This window comes from Bacillus testis, from assembly GCF_001243895.1.
Lineage (GTDB): Bacteria > Bacillota > Bacilli > Bacillales > DSM-1321 > Bacillus_AD > Bacillus_AD testis.
In genome coordinates this window covers 283758-304836 of record NZ_LN851186.1, presented here as the reverse complement: position 1 = coordinate 304836, position 21079 = coordinate 283758, and the positions used below count along the sequence as shown (strand labels likewise).

Sequence of the window (21079 nt, the reverse complement as noted above, 5' to 3'; positions counted from 1 at the left end):
ACTAAACAACTGTTCAGGTCTCTAAACATTGAGACATACTGACCTAGGAAATTTTATCATTTATTAGGCCGCATTTCAAGTTTTTTTGGATTATAATTTTTCTACCTGTGTGAAATCCAACTCAACCTTTGTATCTCTTCCGAACATATTAACAAGGACTTTCACCTTCGCTTTATCTGGATCAAGTTCTTCGATTGTACCTGAATGGGAAGCGAATGGCCCTTCTTTAATCGTCACGGTTTCACCCAATTCGAATTCCACATCGAAGCGTTTTTCTTCCATGCCCATCTGTTTCAGCAGATTCACTACTTCCTCAGGAAGAAGCGGAGTCGGCTTAGAGCCGCCGCCAGATGAACCAACAAAGCCCGTTACGCCCGGTGTATTACGGACAACATACCATGAATCATCCGTCATGATGATTTCTACAAGCACATAGCCAGGATACACTTTCTTTTTGACTACTTTTTTCTTGCCGTTCTTAATCTCTGTTTCTTCTTCTTCAGGAACAACTACACGGAAAATTTTGTCTTGCATCCCCATTGATTCAACACGTTTTTCCAAGTTGGCTTTTACTTTGTTTTCATATCCGGAGTAAGTGTGTACCACATACCAGTTCTTTTCCATTTGTTAGGACGTTGTGTCCTTCCCTCCCTGTTTTCAATCATCTACTTATTCATACTGCCCTGAAGGCACCCGTCAAAGCTTAACAAGCGGGTTGAGAAAACCTCCCGTAAACAGGAGTTTGCCGCCTCGGACAGTTCCGTTATTTTTTTCCAAATTAAAAAAGCCGCTGACCGGGCTTTTTTATAATTCCTATTCTATCACTATTATGTCATTTTTACGACTAACTTATTCACCAGAAAGTGCGAATGTTAATAGAATTATTTATTCACCCATCGGATTAACTCTGATATTCCAAGGTCAATCACCGTAAAGAATAAGCTCATGAGTATAACAGTAGTCAGTACTATGATTGTGTAACTAGTAAGCTCTTTTTTCTTTGGCCAGCTTACTTTCTTCATTTCGCGGACTACACCACGAAAAAAATCAGCTATGCGTTGCATGTGCCTAACCTCCACCTTATATAAGCATCTGATCTATCGTTTATTTTGTTTCTTTATGAAGAGTATGGGTATTGCATATTTTGCAAAATTTCTTGATTTCCAGGCGTTCTTTTTTGGATGCCGTATTGGTTACGGTCGAATAATTTCTGGAACCGCAATCTTTACAGGCTAGAACCACTTTGCTCGTCATGTCAGTCACCTGCTTATCATTGTAAATATGTCCATAAAACCTTATCATGCAAATTTAGTAATGTCAACGGGACAATGTGGTCCTGTAAACGGAACGGAAGGCGTAACGGAGGTAAAGGAAGTGGGATCGCTACAGTGTAATCTCTCTTATTTCCAAGTAGCGTTCAAGCTTTCGCTTAACTCTCTGCAGAGCATTATCGATGGATTTCACATGGCGGTTCAATTCTTCAGAAATCTCTTGATAGGATTGCCCGTCCAGATAAAGAGCCAACACTTTCCGTTCCAGATCGCTGAGCAATTCGGCCATCTTCAGTTCAATATCATCAAATTCTTCCTGGTTGATAATCAATTCTTCTGGATTCATCACTTTAGCTCCGATGATCACGTCCAGCAATGTACGGTCTGACTCTTCATCATAGATCGGTTTATCCAAAGATACATATGAATTTAACGGAATATGTTTCTGTCTTGTAGCTGTCTTTATAGCAGTAATGATTTGTCTCGTAATGCACAACTCGGCAAATGCTTTAAACGAAGTGAGCTTGTCCTCTCTAAAATCCCTGATAGCCTTATACAGGCCAATCATCCCTTCTTGGACAATGTCTTCCTTGTCAGCACCGATCAAAAAATAGGTTCGGGCTTTGGCGCGCACAAAGTTTCTGTATTTATGGATGAGAAAATCCAGCGCTTCGCTTTCTCCCTTATGAACCAGTTCTACTATCGCGTCATCTTCAAGCAGCAAGTACTTCTCGCTCACCCTGTGTCCATAATCTGCAGCCATTTTCTACCCCCTGACCGAAACAAAAGATAACATTATTATACAGCAGGAAAATTTTTGTAGTCAATATGTCAAAATTGCCCTCTTCGCCATTTTTCGAATTTTTCATACACTTCATCACTTAAAGGGATGCGTGAAGTTGGCTTTTTCTCCGTCTGGACCTTCACTTTTTTGTCTACCTCTTTCTCCATGTGCCTGCATTCATTCAATAGTTCCCGGGCAGATTTCCGGAGCGCACCCTGGCCGAATATGGCCCATTGCTCCGTAAAATCCGACGTAGCAACATGTATTTGCGTCTTGATATTATTCAATTCAATAGCCATGCGCTCTATCCGCTCATCTGCCGTTTCATTTTCCCGGGTATAAATAATGTCAATTTGGTGGTTCTTAAATTTCCGTTCCAGCCCTTGAACATAATAGGCATCAAAAACCACAATGACCTGAAAGCCAGTAAATGCTTTGTATTCCGCCATAATTTCTATTAGTCGATCTCGTGCAGCCGATAAATCCCGTTCTTTGAGACGCTTCAATTCCGGCCAAGCTCCGATAATGTTATAACCATCTACTAATAGGATATTTTTCATGTCTCATCGACCTAATGGGTGCCGCTTCCGATACACTTCATACATCAGAAGGCTTGCAGCCACAGATGCGTTTAATGAAGTGACTTTTCCCACCATCGGCATATGGACGAGAAAATCGCACTTATCCTTAAGCAGTCGGCCCATCCCCTTGCCTTCACTGCCGATAATAATGCCGATTGACATATTGCCATCAAGACTCCGGTAATCGTCGCTTCCTTTGGCATCTGTCCCTACGATCCATAAACCGCGTTCCTTCAGTTTCTCAATAGTCTGCCCTAAGTTAGTCACGCGGGCAACCGGGATATATTCAATAGCCCCGGTAGACGCTTTTGCTACTGTGGCTGTCAGCCCGACCGACCTGCGTTTCGGGATGATGATGCCGTGTGCGCCAGTAGCATCAGCTGTTCTCATGATCGACCCCAGATTATGCGGATCCTCAAGCTCGTCCAAAATCAAAAAGAATGGCGCTTCGTTACGTTTTTCAGCAACTGCGAATAAGTCGTCCAGCTCAGCATATCGATAAGCCGCAACCGCCGCTACTACTCCCTGATGGATGCCATCCACCATGCCATCGATTTTTTTCTTGGGCACAATCTGCGTCATCACTTTCTTTTCTTTGGCAAGATTGATGACCTGGCTCATTGATCCTTTCTGTGATCCTTCGGCAATCCAAATTTTATTTATATCCCGTTCTGATTTTAATGCCTCAATAACAGGATTTCTTCCAATAATGAACTCTTCACTCATGAAGCGTTCTCACCTCTTCTCATTCATCTCTTCTATAAATTCAATGCTTCTCTTAATGAGATTTTCCATCCGTTCTACTCTGCCGCTCAGAAACAAATAACCAATCAATGCTTCGAACGCCGTTGAATAGTTATACGTTTGCACATCTGTATTCTTTGGCACGGAGCCTGACTTGGCATTCCTTCCCCTCCGGACAACTCCCTGCTCTTCTTCAGACAGCGACTCCTCTTCTAGGAAAAAGTGAATGACTTTGCTCTGGGCCTTCGCGGAAACAAAACGCGTAGATTCTCTGTGCAACTGATTAGGCTTTACTCCCCCTTTTAAAAGGAGATGATGCCGTATATATGTTTCATATACAGCATCTCCCATGTAAGCCAAAGCCAAACTGTTCAGTTCCATCGGCTTGATTTCTTTATATTCCATGTTCATCCTCTTTTCCAGCGAGTGCCTTGAGGTGTATCTTCAAGGATGATGTTTTTGGCTTTTAATTCATCGCGGATTTCATCAGAACGGGCAAAATTGCGTTCTTTCCTTGCCTGAATCCGCTCTTCAATCAACTTTTCAATTTCTTCATCTAGCATTTCCTCTTCTTCCTCAAGGGAAAGGCCCAGCACATTGAACAACACGCGGAACTCATTGATGAATGCATTCAAGACATCCTCATGCGTATGCTGTTCCATCAAATAATAGTTCGCTTGTTTTGATAGCTCGAAAAGCAGTGAAATGGCGTTGGCTGTGTTAAAGTCATCATCCATATCCTCAATGAACTGAGCATGGATTTTCTTGATTTTCTCCATCCATTCCGCATTGTTCTCCGTCAAGTCCGTAGCCGTTTCAAGGCGGTGTTGAAGATTTTGATAGGACGTTTTCAAACGATCAAGTGCCGTAGCCGCATTTTCCAACAGTTCCTCACTGTAGTTGATTGGATGTCTGTAATGGACAGATAACATGAAGAAGCGCAGCACTTGAGGGTCATGGTGCTTGATAATGTCATGGACAAGCACAAAATTCCCCAGTGATTTAGACATTTTTTCATTATCAATGTTGATATAGCCATTATGCATCCAATACTTCGCGAATGGCTTGCCGGTGTAAGCTTCCGACTGGGCAATCTCATTCTCATGGTGTGGGAATGATAAATCCTGGCCGCCGGCATGGATATCGATGCTGTCGCCCAGATACTTCTTCGCCATGGCTGAGCATTCAATATGCCAGCCCGGGCGTCCTTTGCCCCATGGGCTTTCCCAGAAGATTTCTCCTTCTTTCGCACTCTTCCAAAGCACAAAATCAAGTGGGTCTTGCTTCTTCTCCCCCACTTCAATGCGGGCGCCAGCGCGAAGCTCGTCGATGGATTGATGGGAGAGTTTTCCGTAGCCATCGAATTTCCGGGTGTGGTAATACACATCTCCATTTGATTCATATGCATACCCTTTATCAATCAATGTTTCGATAAATTCGATGATGATATCCATGTTTTCTGTTACACGAGGATGCTCATCAGCCGAATGGCAGCCAAGCGCATGGACATCTTCAAAGAAGGCATGGATGAAGCGTTGAGCGACAGTCGGAACATCCGTTCCAAGCTCTTTAGCCACACGGATCAACTTATCGTCCACATCTGTAAAATTGGATACATACTTGACGTCATAGCCACGGAATTTCAAGTAATTGCGGACTGTATCAAATACAATCGGCGGACGGGCGTTGCCGATATGAATGAAGTTATAGACGGTCGGCCCGCACACATACATTTTTACTTTCCCTTCTTCTAAAGGTTGAAACTCTTCCTTTTGGCGAGTCAATGTATTATAAATTTTGATAGTCATTTCGTTGACTCCTTTCTTCCTTCAAACTCTCTAATTCTGCTTTTACAAGCTCCAGTTCTTTTTCAAGCTTTTTAAAACGATCGCCTGTTGGATCAGGCAAATCACTGTGGTTTAAGTCTTTTTTTAGCTTAATACCATCGCGGATAACGACTTTGCCCGGTATACCGACAACTGTCGAGTTAGGCGGCACTTCCTTCAAAACGACCGAACCGGCGCCGATTTTTGAATTTTCGCCGACCACGATGGAACCGAGCACTTTGGCGCCAGTGGCAATCAATACATTATTTTCGATCGTCGGATGGCGTTTGCCTTTTTCTTTCCCCGTTCCCCCCAGTGTCACTCCTTGATAGACCGTCACGTTGTCGCCAATTTCACAGGTTTCCCCGATTACTACCCCCATGCCATGATCGATAAAAAATTTGCGGCCGATCTTTGCACCCGGATGAATTTCAATCCCTGTAAAGAAACGGCTGATTTGCGAAATGGAACGCGCAATAAAAAACATTTTTTTTGTATAGAAAAAATGCGCCAAGCGATGAGACCAAACCGCATGCAATCCGGCATATGTGAGAATGACTTCGATATAGCTTCTAGCAGCAGGATCTTGGTCGAAAATCACATCGATATCTTCTTTTAACACTTTAAACATCTGAATCCCCCCATCTCCTATGCACGAGCTTCGGCAAAGAACTGAACAGACTGCACCACTTTGAACCAAACAATCTCTAATCAGGCAAAAACCTATATTGAGATACTTAAAGTTGAATGCAAAAAAGCGTCTCTGTCACATGACAGAGACGCTTTAACCGCGCGGTTCCACTCTGTTTGGAAACATCCGCCTTGCTTAGCAGGCATCATTTCCCAACTCATCATTATAACGGTATGATACCGCTCATGCCTACTGACTTCGGCATGAGACTCCAGAGTGCATTTCGGGAAACGAGAAAGCTTAAACCACTTTCAGCCTGTGGTGGTTCTCTCTAAAAAGCATCATTTCCGTACTTCTCTCCATCAACGCTGCATATCATAATTAATTATTACTATATTACATTTTAGACTTTTTGTTAATCTAAAATACTCGCTAAACGACTATTTATTTTTTCTCTGCCGATTAGAGCAATAGCCTGCGGAAGATCCGGACCGTGCATCTGGCCGGTTACAGCCACACGAATTGGCATGAAAAGTTTCTTCCCTTTATGGCCTGTTTTCTTTTGGACAGCCTTCATAGCTGCTTTAATGCCGTCTGCTTCGAAATGTTCCAAAGCATCCAGCTCTTCGCGGAAGGCGGCAAGTACTTCTGGAACTTGTTCTTCAGCAAGTATTTCTTTGCTTTCTTCATCATATTGTACGTCATCTTTAAAAATAACTTCAGATAGCGGAACAATTTCTGCACCGAAGCTCATTTTTTCCTGATAAAGAGACAACAGATTATGAACCCATTCCATGCGTTCCGGAGATACCGGTTCGGATACCAGACCCGCTTTCACCAAATGTGGAAGAGACAATTCAGTCAAGCGATCAATATCGATCTTCTTCATATATTGGTTATTCATCCATGTAAGCTTCTGAGTATCGAATAAAGCCGGAGATTTAGACAGGCGTTTTTCATCGAACAACTCAATGAATTGTTCTTTAGTGAACAGTTCTTCTTCTCCACCCGGAGCCCATCCTAATAAAGCGATGAAATTGAAGATCGCCTCAGGAAGATAGCCAAGGTCAGCGTATTGTTCAATGAATTGGATGATGGACTCATCGCGTTTGCTCAATTTCTTGCGGCTTTCATTGACGATCAGCGTCATGTGGCCAAATATAGGTGGTTCCCATCCTAATGCTTCATAAATCATCAATTGTTTTGGCGTATTAGAAATATGGTCATCCCCGCGTAGTACATGCGAGATTTTCATCAAATAATCATCAATCGTTACTGCGAAGTTATAAGTAGGGATTCCATCTTTCTTCACGATCACATGGTCGCCAATGCCATCGGATTCAAAGGAAACTTCTCCTTTAACCATGTCGTCGAACGTATAGGTCTTGCCGGCAGGAACAGCAAAACGGATGCTTGGCTTGCGGCCTTCGCTTTCAAGCTTTTCGCGTTGTTCCGCTGTCAGATGGCGACATTTGCCTGAATACTTCGGTGTTTCACCGCGTGCCATTTGCTCTTCACGTTCTGCTTCCAGTTCTTCTTCCGTACAATAACATTTATAGGCAAGCCCTTTTTCCAAAAGCTCATTGTAGTACTTGCTGTAAATCTCATTGCGCTCTGATTGGCGGTATGGGCCATATTCTCCCGGACAATCCACACTTTCATCCCAATCCATCCCTAGCCATTTCAAATATTTCAATTGGCTTTCTTCACCATCGGCTATGTTTCGTTTTTGGTCAGTATCCTCAATACGGATAATGAATGTACCGCCTTTATGGCGTGCGAATAAATAATTGAATAATGCCGTACGAGCATTTCCAATATGCAGATGTCCCGTTGGGCTTGGTGCATAGCGGACCCTTACTTGATTGCTCATTATAAATGCCTCCTAAGCAAAATGAATACTATTTAAAGATTTTATCATGCATATCTTTTCATTCTACCACTTCATCGGGGCGGAAAAAAGAGAGCAGCACCTTGCTTCCTATTTTTTCTTGAGCAATACAGCTACTTGAGCGGCTATCCCTTCTTCTCTCCCTGTAAAACCAAGTTTTTCCGTAGTAGTGGCCTTTACATTGACAACTTCTTGGTCAGCCTCCAATAGCTCGGCAATCCGGGCTCTGATTTGCGGGATATACGGCAGCATTTTCGGTCTTTGGGCAATGATTGTGCAATCAATATTCCCCAACTCATACCCTTTGCTTTTGACAATTTCCCAAACATGCGTCATCAGTTTGGCTGAATCAGCGTCTTTAAACGCCGGGTCTGTATCCGGAAAATGCTTGCCGATGTCCCCTTCGCCAATCGCGCCAAGGCAAGCATCAGCTACTGTATGGAGCAAAACATCAGCATCGGAATGGCCAAGCAATCCCTTTTCAAATGGAATGGAGATCCCCCCCATGATCAGCGGTCTGCCCTCTACTAATTGGTGTACGTCAAAACCTTGTCCAATTCGATACATTATATTAACTCTCCTTTTAGATTGCCATCATTCCTTCTTTTCAATATGGCTTCTGCCACATCCAGATCTTCAGGCGTGGTTATTTTTATATTCGTATATTCATCTTCAACCATATAGACAGCTTCCCCCAGGCGTTCCACCAGACTGGCGTCATCTGTCCCCAAATAAGCAGCCGCTTCCGCTTCATCATGCGCTTTCTTTAAGATATCGAAGCGAAAAGCCTGGGGCGTATGTACGGCCCATAGATTTGCCCGTTCGACTGTTTGTTCAACGCGCCCTTCCGCTACTTTTTTAATGGTGTCTTTGACGCGGACCCCGGGAATAGCGCTTCCCGATCTAGCTGCTGTTTCAAGCAAGGCATCAATCGTCTTTTTGGAAACAAAGGGGCGGGCTCCATCATGTACGAGGACCAGGCGTTCACGGTCCGCCTTCACTAGCTGCAGCCCGTTATACACACTATTTTGCCGTTCTTTTCCCCCTTCTGCCATCTGTATTTTTTCCTCTAGGCTGAAGGAAGCGATTAATTTATTAAACAAAGGACGCTCTGCGGGGTTGATCGGAAGGATGATGCGTTCGCATCGCTTATCTTCCGCAAATACCTGAAGCGTATGGATAATCAAAGGAACGCCTGAAAGCTCCAGGAATACCTTATTTTTACCCGCTTTCATTCTTTTCCCCTGCCCAGCTGCAAGGACAATCACATCATACGAACTGTTCAACTGATACCCATCTTTCTGTATGCCCAGACCATAAACAGAGAAAGGACGGACTACATAGTGTCTTAGAGTCCGCCTTTTTCTTGGATACATGCCAGGACATGTATTTTTATAATGCTTTCTCAAGCAATTTTGGTTTGGCAAAAATCATGCGCCCCGCAGAGGTCTGCAGCACACTCGTTACGATGACATCGATTTGCTTGCCGATATAATCCCTGCCGTCTTCAACAACAATCATGGTGCCATCGTCTAGATAAGCGACACCTTGGTTTTGCTCTTTACCGTCTTTGATGACAAGGACATTCATTTCCTCCCCAGGTATGACAACCGGCTTGATCGCATTAGCCAAGTCGTTGATGTTCAGAACGGGGACATTTTGGAATTCGCACACTTTATTTAAGTTGAAGTCATTCGTTACCAGAACACCATGCATGACTTTTGATAACTTAATCAGCTTGCTGTCCACTTCTTGTATATCTTCGAAATCGCCTTCATAGAATTGGACCTTCACCGCTAATTCTTTTTGGATCCGATTCAGGACATCTAGGCCCCTGCGGCCTCTGTTCCGCTTGAGCGCATCTGAAGAATCAGCGATATGCTGCAGTTCTTCGAGCACGAATTGAGGTATGACAAGCGTTCCTTCAATGAACCCAGTCTGGCAGATATCCGCAATCCTTCCATCGATAATGACACTAGTATCCAATATTTTATAGGTTGAATGATCTTGCTGTTGTTCCTCTTCAGCCATTTCTTCATCAACAGGGTTTTTCTTTTTGGAATTCCGTATCAGCCCAAGCAGTTCATCCCGCTTCTTAAAACCTACCTGGAATCCTAAATAGCCGAACAGCAAAGTAATCAAAATAGGTGCGATTGTGTTAACAATCGGCACTTCAATGGCAGATATCGCAAAGCTGATTAAAAAAGCCACAAAGAGACCGACGATCAGTCCTAAGCTCCCGAAAATCAAATCGGTTATAGGAGCTTTCACCAATCCTTCTTCAATCCATTTTACAAAATTAACCACATAATCGATTGTCCAAAAAGTAAAAATATAAAATATGATTGCACCTAAAATAGCTGTTACATAAGGATTGTTAATATAGTTAATATCATCAGCATTTATTAAGATTAATAATTTAGGAATAAGAAACATCCCCAGTGTTCCACCAAAAATAATGAAACATGCTTGTATAATACGCTTTAACATCCCTTCACCTCCCTTTATTTTCATTATATACGTATTAATGTGTTTAAAAACTGATTGATAGGCAGTTTTATAAATTGTCACAGAATAGCAACGATTGAAATAATAGCATTACATCATTCGTTCTGCATCATGGAGTTGATTTCTAAGCGTCCGTAATCCTTCTCTTATCTTTTTCGCCCTTACTTCACCGATTCCTTCCACGTCATCTAATTCTTCTACCGAAGCGTTCATAATTTCTTTAAAGTTATCGAAGGATTGCACCAAGTTGTCGATGATCAAAGCCGGAAGCCTTGGTATTTTATGGAGCAAGCGATAACCTCTCGGCACAATAATTTCGTCCAATTGGACATAGCCGTTGTATCCCAGTGCCTTCAAGATTGTATTATCTTCAATCAATGGTTGCTGCGAAAGCTCATGCAGGCGGGCAACAATCTCCTTGACATCAAGGTCATCTGAGCACATATAGTCCTCGATAATCAACTCGCCTTCCTCTTCCAGCGATGAAATGACTTCATTCATCTGCAACCGGATGAGCCTTCCTTCCACTCCCAATTCAGTCAAGTAAGAGAGCAATTCATTTTTGATCCGGATGAACATGATATAGCGATGAAGCACCCGAGTGACATCCGCATAGGTAACCGCGTCCTCGAACTCCATTAGTCCAAGCCCGCTGATGCTTTGATGCAAAACGATTTTATATTTTTCCAGCGTCTGGACCGCCTGATTAGCTTTGGTCAGAATCACACCCATATCTTTCAGCGAATAGCGGAAGTTCCCTTGATAAACAGTGATGATATTTCGCCGCTGTGAAATGGCAATGACCAATGCCTTTGTTTCTTTTGCCACACGCTCGGCTGTTCGGTGGCGCATTCCTGTCTCGCTTGATGAAAAAGAAGTGTCAGGCAACAATTGGGCATTGGCAAGTAGAATTTTGTCGGCTGCCTCATTCAGGATGATGGCCCCATCCATCTTGGCCAATTCATACAAGGAACTTGGCGAATAAGGGCAACCGATCTTAAAGCCGCCTTCTACGATTGTTTTCATTTTATCATTGAAGCCTACGACGATTAGTCCGCCTGTGTTGGCTCTTAGAACATTATCTATCCCTGCGCGCAAAGGAGTCCCGGGAGACACTAGTTGTAATATTTCCGATTTTGTTTTATCAGCCCTTTTTTCACTCATAATTACCCTCCTAAGGCTTCACGGAGCGCATCCGCTACGGTAGATACGCCAATAATCTCTACGCCATTTGGCACTTTCCATCCACCAATATTGTTCTCTGGCAAGATGATTCGTGTAAATCCCAGTTTTGCCGCTTCCTGGACGCGCTGTTCAATTCTTGACACCCTGCGTACTTCACCTGTTAAGCCGACCTCGCCGATAATGCAATCCGTTTGCCTTGTAGGCTGGTCCCGAAAACTTGAAGCTATGGACACAGCAATTGCCAGATCGATAGCGGGCTCATCCAACTTAACGCCGCCAGCCACTTTTAGGTAAGCATCCTGGTTCTGAAGCAGCAGCCCAACACGTTTTTCAAGCACTGCCATCAGTAAAGGCACGCGATTATAGTCGATGCCGGTAGCCATCCGCCGCGGGTTACCGAAACTGGTAGGGGCAATCAATGCTTGGATTTCTACCAAGACCGGCCGTGTACCTTCCATCGAGGCGACAACCGTACTGCCTGCCGCTCCCTGAGAACGTTCCTCAAGGAAAATTTCAGATGGATTTTCCACTTCTTCAAGGCCATGTTCTTTCATTTCAAAGATACCCATTTCATTCGTGCTGCCGAACCGATTTTTGACCGCTCTGACTATTCGGTACGTATGATGCCTTTCGCCTTCAAAATAAAGCACGGTATCCACCATATGCTCAAGAAGCCTTGGCCCGGCGATATTGCCTTCTTTTGTAACGTGACCTACTATAAAAATGGCTATACCCTTCGTTTTAGCGATCCTCATAAGCATGGCAGTACATTCCCTAACCTGCGATACGCTTCCCGGTGCGGATGTGACCTCTGGATGGAACACAGTCTGTATACTGTCGATGACCACTAGATTAGGCTGTACTTCCTCTATGGCCTGCTCGATAAACTCCATATCCGTCTCAGAAAAAACAAATAAATCTTCAGATACCGTCCCTAACCGATCTGCTCGCAGCTTAGTCTGCTTGACGGACTCTTCCCCGGACACATATAAAACTTTTTGCTGCTTTTGGGCCAACTGTGCGGAAACCTGCAGCAACAATGTCGACTTGCCGATTCCCGGATCGCCGCCTATCAGCACAAGCGAACCATTGACAATGCCGCCTCCGAGTGCCCGATTGAGCTCATTTAAATTGGTTTTCATCCGTGATTCATGGGAAGTCTGTATAGACGTGATGGGAGCGGCCTTGGCCCGGACACCTGAACCTGTACCATCGCTGTGGGTGAAGGCTCCTTTTCTGGCAGGCTTAACAAATTCAACTTCTTCAATCATTTTGTTCCATTCCCCGCACCCTGGACATTTTCCCATCCATTTAGCCGATTCGTATCCGCATGATTGGCAAATGAATTTTGTTTTCTTTTTTGCCAATGACGTTCCTCCTTTTTCTCCGTATAAGTGTATATTCTATCTAGTACAGTTATAACATTAATATGGTAACAGGCAAAATAACTGCCATTATTTACTTTCTAGTCTAGTATAAGAAAGTTTTCTTAAAATAAGATTAAATTAACTGCCCTATCTCAAGGGTTTAGCTGGCTTATTTAAGCCAAAAAGGCACAGAGTCAGTATAGCTCTGTGCCAGCATTCAAGCTTATTTACTCAAGGAAGCAACAACTTCGGCAGGCTTTACTTGGAAATCGCCATCAGCAAAATCAATGACTATATGATTACCTTTTTGGATACTGCCTTTAAGCAGTTCTTCTGATAATTTATCTTCTACATGCTTTTGGAGAGAACGACGCAACGGACGGGCTCCGTATTCAGGGTCATATCCTTCCTCTGCAATTTTGGCAATGGCTGCTTCAGTTAATTCACAATAGATTTCTTGCTCTTCCAAACGTGTAAGAAGCTGTTTTGCCATAAGGTGAACAATTTCTTGAAGATGTTTCTTCTCCAAGGAATGGAATACGATCATTTCGTCTATTCTGTTCAGGAATTCAGGACGGAACGCCTTTTTCAATTCTTCCATCACTTTAGACTTCATATCTTTGTAATCCGCTTCTGTATCTTCCTGGACATTAAACCCTACATATTTATTGTTCTTTAATGCGGAAGCGCCCACGTTAGAAGTCATGATCAAAATTGTGTTGCGGAAATCCACTGTACGGCCTTTTGAATCTGTTAAACGGCCATCTTCAAGTACTTGCAATAAGATATTAAAGACATCCGGGTGCGCTTTTTCAATTTCATCAAGCAGGACGACTGAATAAGGCTTTCTCCGGACTTTTTCCGTTAATTGCCCGCCTTCATCATACCCTACGTATCCTGGAGGGGAACCAACCAAACGGGATGTCGAGTGTTTCTCCATATATTCGGACATATCTACCCGGATCATCGCATCTTCATCGCCGAAAATAGATTCTGCCAACGCTCTGGCAAGCTCTGTTTTTCCGACACCAGTAGGACCGAGGAAAATGAACGAACCAACCGGGCGCTTAGGATCTTTTAGACCCGCTCTCGCACGCCGGACAGCCTTGGCCACAGCTTTTACGGCTTCATCTTGGCCAATCACACGTTCATGAAGGATGTTTTCCATATTCAGAAGCTTATCAGATTCAGTCTGGGCCAGCTTCGTCACAGGAACCCCCGTCCAATTGGATACAACTGTTGCGATATCATCCACTGTCACTTCACTGTTTTCTTTGCCTTGCTGCTCTTTCCACGTTTTCTTCGTATCTTCTAATTTTTCGCGCAAGCGCTGTTCAGAATCGCGAAGAGAAGCGGCCTTTTCAAACTCTTGGCTCTGCACGGCAGCGTCTTTTTCTTTGCGCACTTCTTCCAGCTTCACTTCAAGCTCTTTTAAGTTAGGCGGTGTAGTATATGAACGCAAGCGTACTTTTGAGCCTGCTTCATCAATCAAATCGATCGCTTTATCCGGCAAAAAGCGGTCAGAGATATAACGGTCAGACATTTTTACGGCTGCTTCAATCGCTTCATCCGTAATGGACACACGGTGGTGGGCTTCATAACGGTCACGCAGCCCTTTAAGGATTTGGATAGATTCCTCTACTGTCGGCTCATCTACTTGGATTGGCTGGAAGCGGCGTTCCAACGCTGCATCTTTTTCGATGTATTTGCGATATTCATCCAATGTAGTAGCACCTATGCATTGAAGCTCTCCGCGCGCCAAGGAAGGTTTCAGGATATTGGAAGCGTCGATTGCTCCTTCTGCTCCGCCTGCTCCAATCAGCGTGTGTAGTTCGTCGATGAATAAGATGATATTGCCGGCAGCCCGGATTTCATCCATGACTTTCTTTAAACGGTCTTCAAATTCGCCACGATATTTTGTGCCGGCTACGACGGTTCCCATATCAAGGGTCATGACACGTTTATCCCGTAGAATCTCCGGTACTTCATTATTGACAATCTGCTGTGCCAATCCCTCGGCAATGGCTGTTTTACCCACACCAGGCTCCCCGATCAAGACAGGGTTGTTTTTTGTCCGTCTGCTCAGCACTTCGATGACGCGCTGTATCTCTTTGCTTCTGCCGATAACAGGGTCAAGGCTTCCTTCGCGGGCAGTAACAGTCAAATCACGTGCCAAGCTATCCAAAGTAGGCGTGCTTGCGGCAGATGTTGTATTGCCTTGGTGGCCGGCAGATTCATTGCTTCCTAATAGCTGCAATACTTGCTGGCGAGCTTTATTCAAACTTACGCCCAAATTATTGAGGACTCTTGCCGCTACTCCTTCCCCTTCACGGATTAAGCCGAGGAGGATATGTTCTGTGCCCACGTATGAATGGCCTAATTTGCGGGCTTCGTCCATTGAAAGCTCGATTACTTTCTTGGCCCGTGGTGTATAATGAATCGTTTGGGCCGTTTCTTGGCCCTTGCCGATGAGGTTTTCTACTTCTTTTTGGATTTTATCCGCACCCAATCCTAAAGCGTATAAGGCTTTGGCAGCAATGCCGTCTCCTTCACGTACAAGTCCTAATAAAATATGTTCTGTACCAATATTGTTATGGCCTAAACGGATTGCTTCTTCCTGCGCCAATGCCAGTACCTTTTGGGCTCTTTCAGTAAATCTTCCGAACATCATATATATAGCCTCCTTACGCTTTGTCTTTTTCCATATTCAGCCGGTCTCTGATAAATGAAGCGCGGCGCTGGTCTCTTTCCTCCGCTCTCATTTCTCCTCCCGCATACTGTTGGAGGAATCCAGGCTGTGTCAATATCATTAATTCATTCAGGATTGTGGTCGATATATTTTTGATATACCCCAAATCTATGCCCAGTCTAACATCTGACAGGCATCTCGCAGCTTCCTTCAATTCAATAATCCGGGCGTTTTCCAGCACACCCAAGGATCTGAACACTCTATCTTCTAATTGTATGTTTGACGCCTTGACTAATGCTTCCCTTGCCAATCTTTCTTGGGTGATTATTTGTTCCACTACACTTTTTAAATCTTCTACAATATCAACTTCCGATTTTCCAAGCGTGATTTGGTTGGAAATTTGAAAAATATCGCCCAGCGCTTCACTGCCTTCGCCATATATCCCGCGCACCACAAGACCCAGCTGGTTGATGGCAGGTACTATATTTTTCATTTGCTGAGTGAGGACCAATCCAGGCAGATGCATCATAACAGATGCTCTCAGTCCAGTACCTGTATTGGTCGGACAACTTGTTAAATACCCTTTCTTTTCATCAAAGGCATAATCCAGTTGCTGTTCAATATAATCGTCCAGCTTATTGGCCATATTCAAAGCTTCCGCCAATTGCAATCCGGAAAGCATGCATTGAATCCGGATATGGTCTTCTTCATTAATCATAATGCTCAATTTCTCATCTTGTGACAACAAACAGGCTCCAAAAGGAGAGTCTTCAGCCAAAAGAGGCGAAATGGCATGCTTCTCAACCAAAACTCTTTTTTCAAGAGGCTGCAACTCAGACATCTTAATGAACTCGTATCCTTCTTCATCTCTTAAGCGGGACAAATGCTGTTCCACTTCTTCTATAATCTCATTTGCCTCTTCCTGCTTAAGAATCGTTGGGAACAGATGATCATTTAAGTTTCTGGCCAAACGGATCCGGCTGCTTAAAACAATATCTGTTTCAGGTCCGGTTTCATCCATCCAGGAACTTAAAGCACGATCAATGAAATGTTTTAAACTCATGAATGGTTCTCCCCCTTTGGCGAATTGCTATTCTCTTTTTCAAGGGCACGGATTTCATCCCGCAGCTCAGCTGCTCGTTCAAATTCTTCCCGTTGGATACTTTCCTGCAGTTCGGCCTTTAAATCATTGATTCGCTTCCGCAAAGAAATACCTCCGCCGATCCGTTCAGGAATCTTTCCGACATGAGTGGAATTTCCTCCATGCAATCTTTTTAAAATAGGCTCCAACTGCTTCTCAAAAGAGGTGTAGCAATGGGCACAGCCAAATCTGCCAATCCGGGCAAATTCTTTATAGCTCATATGGCAATGGTCACAACGTACATCTTCCAGGCTGTTTGCGAATGTATTCTGCTGTGCTTTTTTATAGTTGGGTTCTATATTTAATAAGCCGGCTAAAAGGCTATTCAAGGAAAAGTAGGGATTGCCATTCAACATAAACATCTCGCCTTTTTCCTGAGAACATTTATCGCATAAATAAACTTCTACTTTTTCCCCATTGACGATTTTTCTGAAATGATGGGTCGCCGGATTTTGTTTGCATTCCTGACAAAGCATTCCGAGTCACCTCTGACTTAATTTATTGATATTTCAAACTCGTGAGCATGGCCTTCATGACTCTTGCCCGCAATTCATCCCTGTGTGGAAGATCAATCATAATCACCGAACGGTCAATCGCGCTAAGCATGATTTTGGCTTCCCTTTTGGTGATTATTTCCTCATCAACGAGTCTATAGATCATATTTTCCGCCATTTGCTGCGGCAATTTTTCTTCAATTAGCTCAATGAGCTGGTCTATTACGTGGGCATGGTCATATAAATGGACCTTAGTGATCCGGATATAACCGCCGCCTCCACGCTTGCTTTCTACAACATATCCTTTTTCTGTGGTAAACCGAGTATTAATAACATAATTGATTTGAGAAGGAACGCATTGGAATTTATCCGCAATCTCACTACGCTTAATTAGGGCAATTTCTTTATCGCTCTGATCAAGTACATGCTTTAAGTAATTCTCAATTATATCAGATATGTTTTTCATCTTCCCTCCTCCAATCTGACTTAAAGTAAAGAAAGCTTTTTATTGACTTTGACTATATTTGACTATAATTATATGAGAAAAAAAACCGTTTTGCAACTCAGGTGCTCTTATCTATTTCTATATTCGCCAAAATATGGATCATATAAAACATTCAAGATGACTTTATTTTTTGATTTTGTCCAGTACCTAGATGAACAGGATGGCGAAATAATAAAACAATACCCTTATAACGTCAATTCAAACCACCGTCTTATTCTTACATATNGTCCTGCTTTTAAAATCGGCAATACAAGCAACACATTGCGGATATCCGCCAATTCCGTATAAATATGTTCTTTTCTAAGCTCTTCTTGCAATGTGAAACCACTATAGGTCCCATCACTTTGAAGGACTGCCTTTAACAAATCAGCGCTGCCTCGTGCCGGTTGGAGCAATTTTATTCCTTCCAATGCGCTAAGTTCTTTTTTGAATGCCTCTATACATGATTTTGTATAATCCAAGTCCTCTTTAGTGAGCGTCCCGAGAAACGAACGTGCAAGGTCCAGTGATGCCATGATTGGATAAGATGGGCTGCTGCTTTGCAGAATCTGAAGATATTCCTTTATATTGTGGGGGAAGCGGCAATTTTGGCCAATATGCAGATAAGACCCCATTGTCATGGCCGGCAATGTTTTATGCGCTGACTGCACCACATAATCTGCTCCCATCGCTAAACTGCTTTTCATAAACGGCTCACCTGCAATAAAATGTGCACCATGTGCCTCATCAACCAACACTTGGACACCATGTTCATGCGCAAGGTGAATCGTTTCAGTCAAGTCCTCCCCGATCCCATAATACGTCGGATAAGTTAGAATCAATGCCTTTGCATCCACATAGGTGTCTAAGGCAGATTGTACGGTTGTGAACTCTACCTCTTCAGCCGTCCCCCACTCGTCATTGTAGCGGGGCGATAGGAATACAGGCTTCACTCTCGCCAATTCAAGCGCGTTCATAATGGACTTATGGCAATTCCTTTGAACAAGTACTGTATCTCCCGCTTTACAGGTTCCAAGTACCATCGCCAAGTTTCCCACAGTCGAGCCATTCACCAAAAAGAAGCTTTGCTGTGAATCGTAGAGAGCAGACAACAGCTCCTCGGCTTCTTTAATCACGCCTTCCGGTTCATGTAAATCATCAAGGCCTTCCAACTCAGTGCCGTCTAGCTTTAATATCTGTCCGAAATAATCATTTCCTTTATCTAAAAAAACCTGTCCGTTCTTATGGCCTGGCACGTGGAAAGAGACGGGTTTCTCGTCCGCGAACCTTTTTAGAGCGTCATATAAGGGTGTATGTTCTTGCTTCATTTACCTTGATCATCCTTTTCATTTCGTCTGTATCCACAGTTTAGCAAATATAAGTTCTTTGTAGACATACACGAAAATCTTTCTTCTTACATATACTTAGAAAACCTGTTGAAACTTATTATTCAGAAATATGTATGTGTTTTGTCAAAGTGGACAGAATGGATTTATGGAGGTGTCATGATGAAAAACAGTGAGAGCATGTTTCAGTCCTGCATCATATGCGAAGAAGAGAAAAAACAAGGGATTTTCCTTTATACTTCATTCATTTGCCAAGAATGTGAAACGGGTATTCTTCAGACAGAAACCTCAGATCCCATTTATCATTACTACTTGGATAAATTAAAGATGATCACACTTCCTCAAAGTTTTTTATAGTCCTCCTTCTTCACAAAATGCCTTCAAAAGCACAAGGCATTTTTTATTTTGCCCAATCCCCCTTTTTTACTGCAAAAAAAAAGACCAGCACTCGGCTGATCTTTCGTTTGCCTGGCAACGTCCTACTCTCGCAGGGGGAAACCCCCAACTACCATCGGCGCTGAAGAGCTTAACTTCCGTGTTCGGAATGGGAACGGGTGTGGCCTCTTCGCCATCATTACCAGACATGTATTTTTTTAAAAGGTTTATTCCTTCAAAACTAGATAACGGAAGGAGTAAGATTTTTATTCAAACACGTAATCCAGCTACGGCTCCTAGCTTTTCGGTCGTTTCGGTTCGCCACTTCAAATCCAAAATTGGGATTTGTAGTGTCAACCCTCCAACGCCGTCAAAGCTGGACAGTCGCCTTCGCTTTATATTTAGGTTAAGTCCTCGACCGATTAGTATTCGTCAACTCCATGTGTCGCCACACTTCCATCTCGAACCTATCAACCTGATCATCTCTCAGGGGTCTTACTAGCTTGACGCTATGGGAAATCTCATCTTGAGGGGGGCTTCATGCTTAGATGCTTTCAGCACTTATCCCGTCCGCACATAGCTACCCAGCGATGCCTTTGGCAAGACAACTGGTACACCAGAGGTGCGTCCATCCCGGTCCTCTCGTACTAAGGACAGCTCCTCTCAAATTTCCTACGCCCGCGACGGATAGGGACCGAACTGTCTCACGACGTTCTGAACCCAGCTCGCGTACCGCTTTAATGGGCGAACAGCCCAACCCTTGGGACCGACTACAGCCCCAGGATGCGATGAGCCGACATCGAGGTGCCAAACCTCCCCGTCGATGTGGACTCTTGGGGGAGATAAGCCTGTTATCCCCGGGGTAGCTTTTATCCGTTGAGCGATGGCCCTTCCATGCGGAACCACCGGATCACTAAGCCCGACTTTCGTCCCTGCTCGACTTGTAGGTCTCGCAGTCAAGCTCCCTTATGCCTTTGCACTCTACGAATGATTTCCAACCATTCTGAGGGAACCTTTGGGCGCCTCCGTTACATTTTAGGAGGCGACCGCCCCAGTCAAACTGCCCGCCTGACACTGTCTCCCACCCCGATTGAGGGGTGCGGGTTAGAATTTCAATACAACCAGGGTAGTATCCCACCGACGCCTCCACCGAAGCTGGCGCTCCGGCTTCAAAGGCTCCTACCTATCCTGTACAAGCTGTACCAAAATTCAATATCAGGCTGCAGTAAAGCTCCACGGGGTCTTTCCGTCCTGTCGCGGGTAACCTGCATCTTCACAGGTACTATAATTTCACCGAGTCTCTCGTTGAGACAGTGCCCAGATCGTTACGCCTTTCGTGCGGGTCGGAACTTACCCGACAAGGAATTTCGCTACCTTAGGACCGTTATAGTTACGGCCGCCGTTTACTGGGGCTTCGATTCAAAGCTTCGCTTGCGCTAACCTCTCCTCTTAACCTTCCAGCACCGGGCAGGCGTCAGCCCCTATACTTCGCCTTGCGGCTTCGCAGAGACCTGTGTTTTTGCTAAACAGTCGCCTGGGCCTATTCACTGCGGCTCTCTCGGGCTTGCACCCTACCAGAGCACCCCTTCTCCCGAAGTTACGGGGTCATTTTGCCGAGTTCCTTAACGAGAGTTCTCTCGCACACCTTAGGATTCTCTCCTCGCCTACCTGTGTCGGTTTGCGGTACGGGCACCTTTTATCTCGCTAGAAGCTTTTCTTGGCAGTGTAGAATCAAGAACTTCGGTACTAAATTTCCCTCGCT

The 21079-nt window shown here is 44.1% G+C and carries 21 protein-coding genes, 1 rRNA gene and 3 other annotated features; of the genes, 1 reads left to right on the top strand and 21 read right to left on the bottom strand.

Going from position 1 to position 21079, the window contains the following annotated elements; genetic code table 11:
• Nucleotides 1-90: 90 nt before the first annotated feature.
• The 20 genes from nusG to BN1765_RS01915 form a co-directional block, all read right to left on the bottom strand.
• Entirely contained in the window at nucleotides 91-624 is a 534-nt protein-coding gene (gene nusG / locus BN1765_RS02010; protein WP_050613619.1) for a transcription termination/antitermination protein NusG, read from the bottom strand.
• Between the two features lie 257 nt (nucleotides 625-881).
• Nucleotides 882-1064, bottom strand: a complete 183-nt coding sequence (gene secE, locus BN1765_RS02005) for a preprotein translocase subunit SecE (protein ID WP_050613618.1) — start codon at nucleotides 1062-1064, stop codon at nucleotides 882-884.
• A 40-nt stretch (nucleotides 1065-1104) separates the two neighbouring features.
• Nucleotides 1105-1254, bottom strand: coding sequence for a 50S ribosomal protein L33 (gene rpmG, locus BN1765_RS02000; protein WP_050613617.1), 150 nt, complete (start codon nucleotides 1252-1254; stop codon nucleotides 1105-1107).
• A gap of 129 nt (nucleotides 1255-1383) precedes the next feature.
• Entirely contained in the window at nucleotides 1384-2034 is a 651-nt protein-coding gene (sigH, locus tag BN1765_RS01995; protein ID WP_050613616.1) for an RNA polymerase sporulation sigma factor SigH, read from the bottom strand.
• Nucleotides 2035-2102: 68 nt separating this feature from the next.
• Nucleotides 2103-2615, bottom strand: a complete 513-nt coding sequence (locus tag BN1765_RS01990) for an NYN domain-containing protein (RefSeq protein ID WP_050613615.1) — start codon at nucleotides 2613-2615, stop codon at nucleotides 2103-2105.
• Between the two features lie 3 nt (nucleotides 2616-2618).
• Nucleotides 2619-3362, bottom strand: coding sequence for a 23S rRNA (guanosine(2251)-2'-O)-methyltransferase RlmB (gene rlmB / locus BN1765_RS01985; RefSeq protein ID WP_050613614.1), 744 nt, complete (start codon nucleotides 3360-3362; stop codon nucleotides 2619-2621).
• A gap of 9 nt (nucleotides 3363-3371) precedes the next feature.
• Nucleotides 3372-3785: a Mini-ribonuclease 3 gene (locus tag BN1765_RS01980; protein ID WP_050613613.1), complete on the bottom strand. Its 414-nt coding sequence runs from the start codon at nucleotides 3783-3785 to the stop codon at nucleotides 3372-3374.
• A 2-nt stretch (nucleotides 3786-3787) separates the two neighbouring features.
• Complete coding sequence (gene cysS, locus BN1765_RS01975; RefSeq protein ID WP_050613612.1) at nucleotides 3788-5188, bottom strand: cysteine--tRNA ligase; 1401 nt, start codon at nucleotides 5186-5188, stop codon at nucleotides 3788-3790.
• Nucleotides 5169-5837 carry a serine O-acetyltransferase gene (gene cysE / locus BN1765_RS01970; RefSeq protein WP_050613611.1) on the bottom strand — a complete coding sequence of 223 codons (669 nt, stop codon included), beginning with the start codon at nucleotides 5835-5837 and terminating at the stop codon, nucleotides 5169-5171. The genes cysS and cysE overlap by 20 nt, the downstream gene beginning before the upstream one ends.
• 141 nt (nucleotides 5838-5978) lie before the next feature.
• Nucleotides 5979-6212: a binding site (T-box leader), on the bottom strand.
• A gap of 40 nt (nucleotides 6213-6252) precedes the next feature.
• Entirely contained in the window at nucleotides 6253-7710 is a 1458-nt protein-coding gene (gene gltX, locus BN1765_RS01965; RefSeq protein ID WP_050613610.1) for a glutamate--tRNA ligase, read from the bottom strand.
• Between the two features lie 108 nt (nucleotides 7711-7818).
• A complete protein-coding gene (gene ispF / locus BN1765_RS01960; protein ID WP_050613609.1) occupies nucleotides 7819-8295 on the bottom strand; it encodes a 2-C-methyl-D-erythritol 2,4-cyclodiphosphate synthase in 477 nt (158 codons plus the stop codon).
• Complete coding sequence (gene ispD, locus BN1765_RS01955) at nucleotides 8295-9014, bottom strand: 2-C-methyl-D-erythritol 4-phosphate cytidylyltransferase (protein WP_261797547.1); 720 nt, start codon at nucleotides 9012-9014, stop codon at nucleotides 8295-8297. Before ispD ends, ispF begins: the two co-directional genes overlap by 1 nt.
• A gap of 106 nt (nucleotides 9015-9120) precedes the next feature.
• Nucleotides 9121-10218, bottom strand: a complete 1098-nt coding sequence (locus BN1765_RS01950) for a PIN/TRAM domain-containing protein (protein WP_050613608.1) — start codon at nucleotides 10216-10218, stop codon at nucleotides 9121-9123.
• Between the two features lie 108 nt (nucleotides 10219-10326).
• Entirely contained in the window at nucleotides 10327-11400 is a 1074-nt protein-coding gene (disA, locus tag BN1765_RS01945; RefSeq protein ID WP_050613607.1) for a DNA integrity scanning diadenylate cyclase DisA, read from the bottom strand.
• 2 nt (nucleotides 11401-11402) lie between these two features.
• Nucleotides 11403-12788 carry a DNA repair protein RadA gene (radA, locus tag BN1765_RS01940; protein WP_050613606.1) on the bottom strand — a complete coding sequence of 462 codons (1386 nt, stop codon included), beginning with the start codon at nucleotides 12786-12788 and terminating at the stop codon, nucleotides 11403-11405.
• Nucleotides 12789-13011: 223 nt separating this feature from the next.
• The gene (clpC, locus tag BN1765_RS01935; protein ID WP_050613605.1) at nucleotides 13012-15459 is read right to left on the bottom strand and encodes an ATP-dependent protease ATP-binding subunit ClpC; all 2448 of its coding nucleotides are present in this window, start codon (nucleotides 15457-15459) and stop codon (nucleotides 13012-13014) included.
• Between the two features lie 13 nt (nucleotides 15460-15472).
• A complete protein-coding gene (locus tag BN1765_RS01930; RefSeq protein ID WP_050613604.1) occupies nucleotides 15473-16540 on the bottom strand; it encodes a protein-arginine kinase McsB in 1068 nt (355 codons plus the stop codon).
• Nucleotides 16537-17094, bottom strand: a complete 558-nt coding sequence (locus BN1765_RS01925) for a protein-arginine kinase activator protein McsA (RefSeq protein ID WP_050613603.1) — start codon at nucleotides 17092-17094, stop codon at nucleotides 16537-16539. The genes BN1765_RS01930 and BN1765_RS01925 overlap by 4 nt, the downstream gene beginning before the upstream one ends.
• A gap of 22 nt (nucleotides 17095-17116) precedes the next feature.
• Complete coding sequence (locus tag BN1765_RS01920; RefSeq protein ID WP_050613602.1) at nucleotides 17117-17578, bottom strand: CtsR family transcriptional regulator; 462 nt, start codon at nucleotides 17576-17578, stop codon at nucleotides 17117-17119.
• Between the two features lie 224 nt (nucleotides 17579-17802).
• Nucleotides 17803-18924, bottom strand: coding sequence for an aminotransferase class I/II-fold pyridoxal phosphate-dependent enzyme (locus BN1765_RS01915; protein WP_050613601.1), 1122 nt, complete (start codon nucleotides 18922-18924; stop codon nucleotides 17803-17805).
• Nucleotides 18925-19101: 177 nt separating this feature from the next.
• Between BN1765_RS01915 and BN1765_RS01910 the strand changes: the two genes are divergently transcribed.
• Nucleotides 19102-19299, top strand: a complete 198-nt coding sequence (locus BN1765_RS01910; RefSeq protein WP_315969822.1) for a sigma factor G inhibitor Gin — start codon at nucleotides 19102-19104, stop codon at nucleotides 19297-19299.
• A gap of 109 nt (nucleotides 19300-19408) precedes the next feature.
• On the opposite strand, the gene rrf is transcribed toward BN1765_RS01910, so the two are convergent.
• A 5S ribosomal RNA gene (gene rrf / locus BN1765_RS01905) occupies nucleotides 19409-19524 on the bottom strand.
• A gap of 207 nt (nucleotides 19525-19731) precedes the next feature.
• Nucleotides 19732-20602 (bottom strand) — a sequence feature (23S ribosomal RNA rRNA prediction is too short).
• A gap of 9 nt (nucleotides 20603-20611) precedes the next feature.
• Nucleotides 20612-20957, bottom strand: a sequence feature (23S ribosomal RNA rRNA prediction is too short).
• Nucleotides 20958-21079: the final 122 nt, after the last annotated feature.

Excerpts from the sequence above, each read along its gene's own strand:
- nusG (WP_050613619.1), bottom strand. The coding sequence starts at position 624 with ATGGAAAAGAACTGGTATGTGGTACACACTTACTCCGGATATGAAAAC.
- secE (WP_050613618.1), bottom strand. The coding sequence starts at position 1,064 with ATGCAACGCATAGCTGATTTTTTTCGTGGTGTAGTCCGCGAAATGAAG.
- rpmG (WP_050613617.1), bottom strand. The coding sequence starts at position 1,254 with ATGACGAGCAAAGTGGTTCTAGCCTGTAAAGATTGCGGTTCCAGAAAT.
- sigH (WP_050613616.1), bottom strand. The coding sequence starts at position 2,034 with ATGGCTGCAGATTATGGACACAGGGTGAGCGAGAAGTACTTGCTGCTT.
- BN1765_RS01990 (WP_050613615.1), bottom strand. The coding sequence starts at position 2,615 with ATGAAAAATATCCTATTAGTAGATGGTTATAACATTATCGGAGCTTGG.
- rlmB (WP_050613614.1), bottom strand. The coding sequence starts at position 3,362 with ATGAGTGAAGAGTTCATTATTGGAAGAAATCCTGTTATTGAGGCATTA.
- BN1765_RS01980 (WP_050613613.1), bottom strand. The coding sequence starts at position 3,785 with ATGGAATATAAAGAAATCAAGCCGATGGAACTGAACAGTTTGGCTTTG.
- cysS (WP_050613612.1), bottom strand. The coding sequence starts at position 5,188 with ATGACTATCAAAATTTATAATACATTGACTCGCCAAAAGGAAGAGTTT.
- cysE (WP_050613611.1), bottom strand. The coding sequence starts at position 5,837 with ATGTTTAAAGTGTTAAAAGAAGATATCGATGTGATTTTCGACCAAGAT.
- gltX (WP_050613610.1), bottom strand. The coding sequence starts at position 7,710 with ATGAGCAATCAAGTAAGGGTCCGCTATGCACCAAGCCCAACGGGACAT.
- ispF (WP_050613609.1), bottom strand. The coding sequence starts at position 8,295 with ATGTATCGAATTGGACAAGGTTTTGACGTACACCAATTAGTAGAGGGC.
- BN1765_RS01950 (WP_050613608.1), bottom strand. The coding sequence starts at position 10,218 with ATGTTAAAGCGTATTATACAAGCATGTTTCATTATTTTTGGTGGAACA.
- disA (WP_050613607.1), bottom strand. The coding sequence starts at position 11,400 with ATGAGTGAAAAAAGGGCTGATAAAACAAAATCGGAAATATTACAACTA.
- clpC (WP_050613605.1), bottom strand. The coding sequence starts at position 15,459 with ATGATGTTCGGAAGATTTACTGAAAGAGCCCAAAAGGTACTGGCATTG.
- BN1765_RS01930 (WP_050613604.1), bottom strand. The coding sequence starts at position 16,540 with ATGAGTTTAAAACATTTCATTGATCGTGCTTTAAGTTCCTGGATGGAT.
- BN1765_RS01925 (WP_050613603.1), bottom strand. The coding sequence starts at position 17,094 with ATGCTTTGTCAGGAATGCAAACAAAATCCGGCGACCCATCATTTCAGA.
- BN1765_RS01920 (WP_050613602.1), bottom strand. The coding sequence starts at position 17,578 with ATGAAAAACATATCTGATATAATTGAGAATTACTTAAAGCATGTACTT.
- BN1765_RS01910 (WP_315969822.1), top strand. The coding sequence starts at position 19,102 with ATGATGAAAAACAGTGAGAGCATGTTTCAGTCCTGCATCATATGCGAA.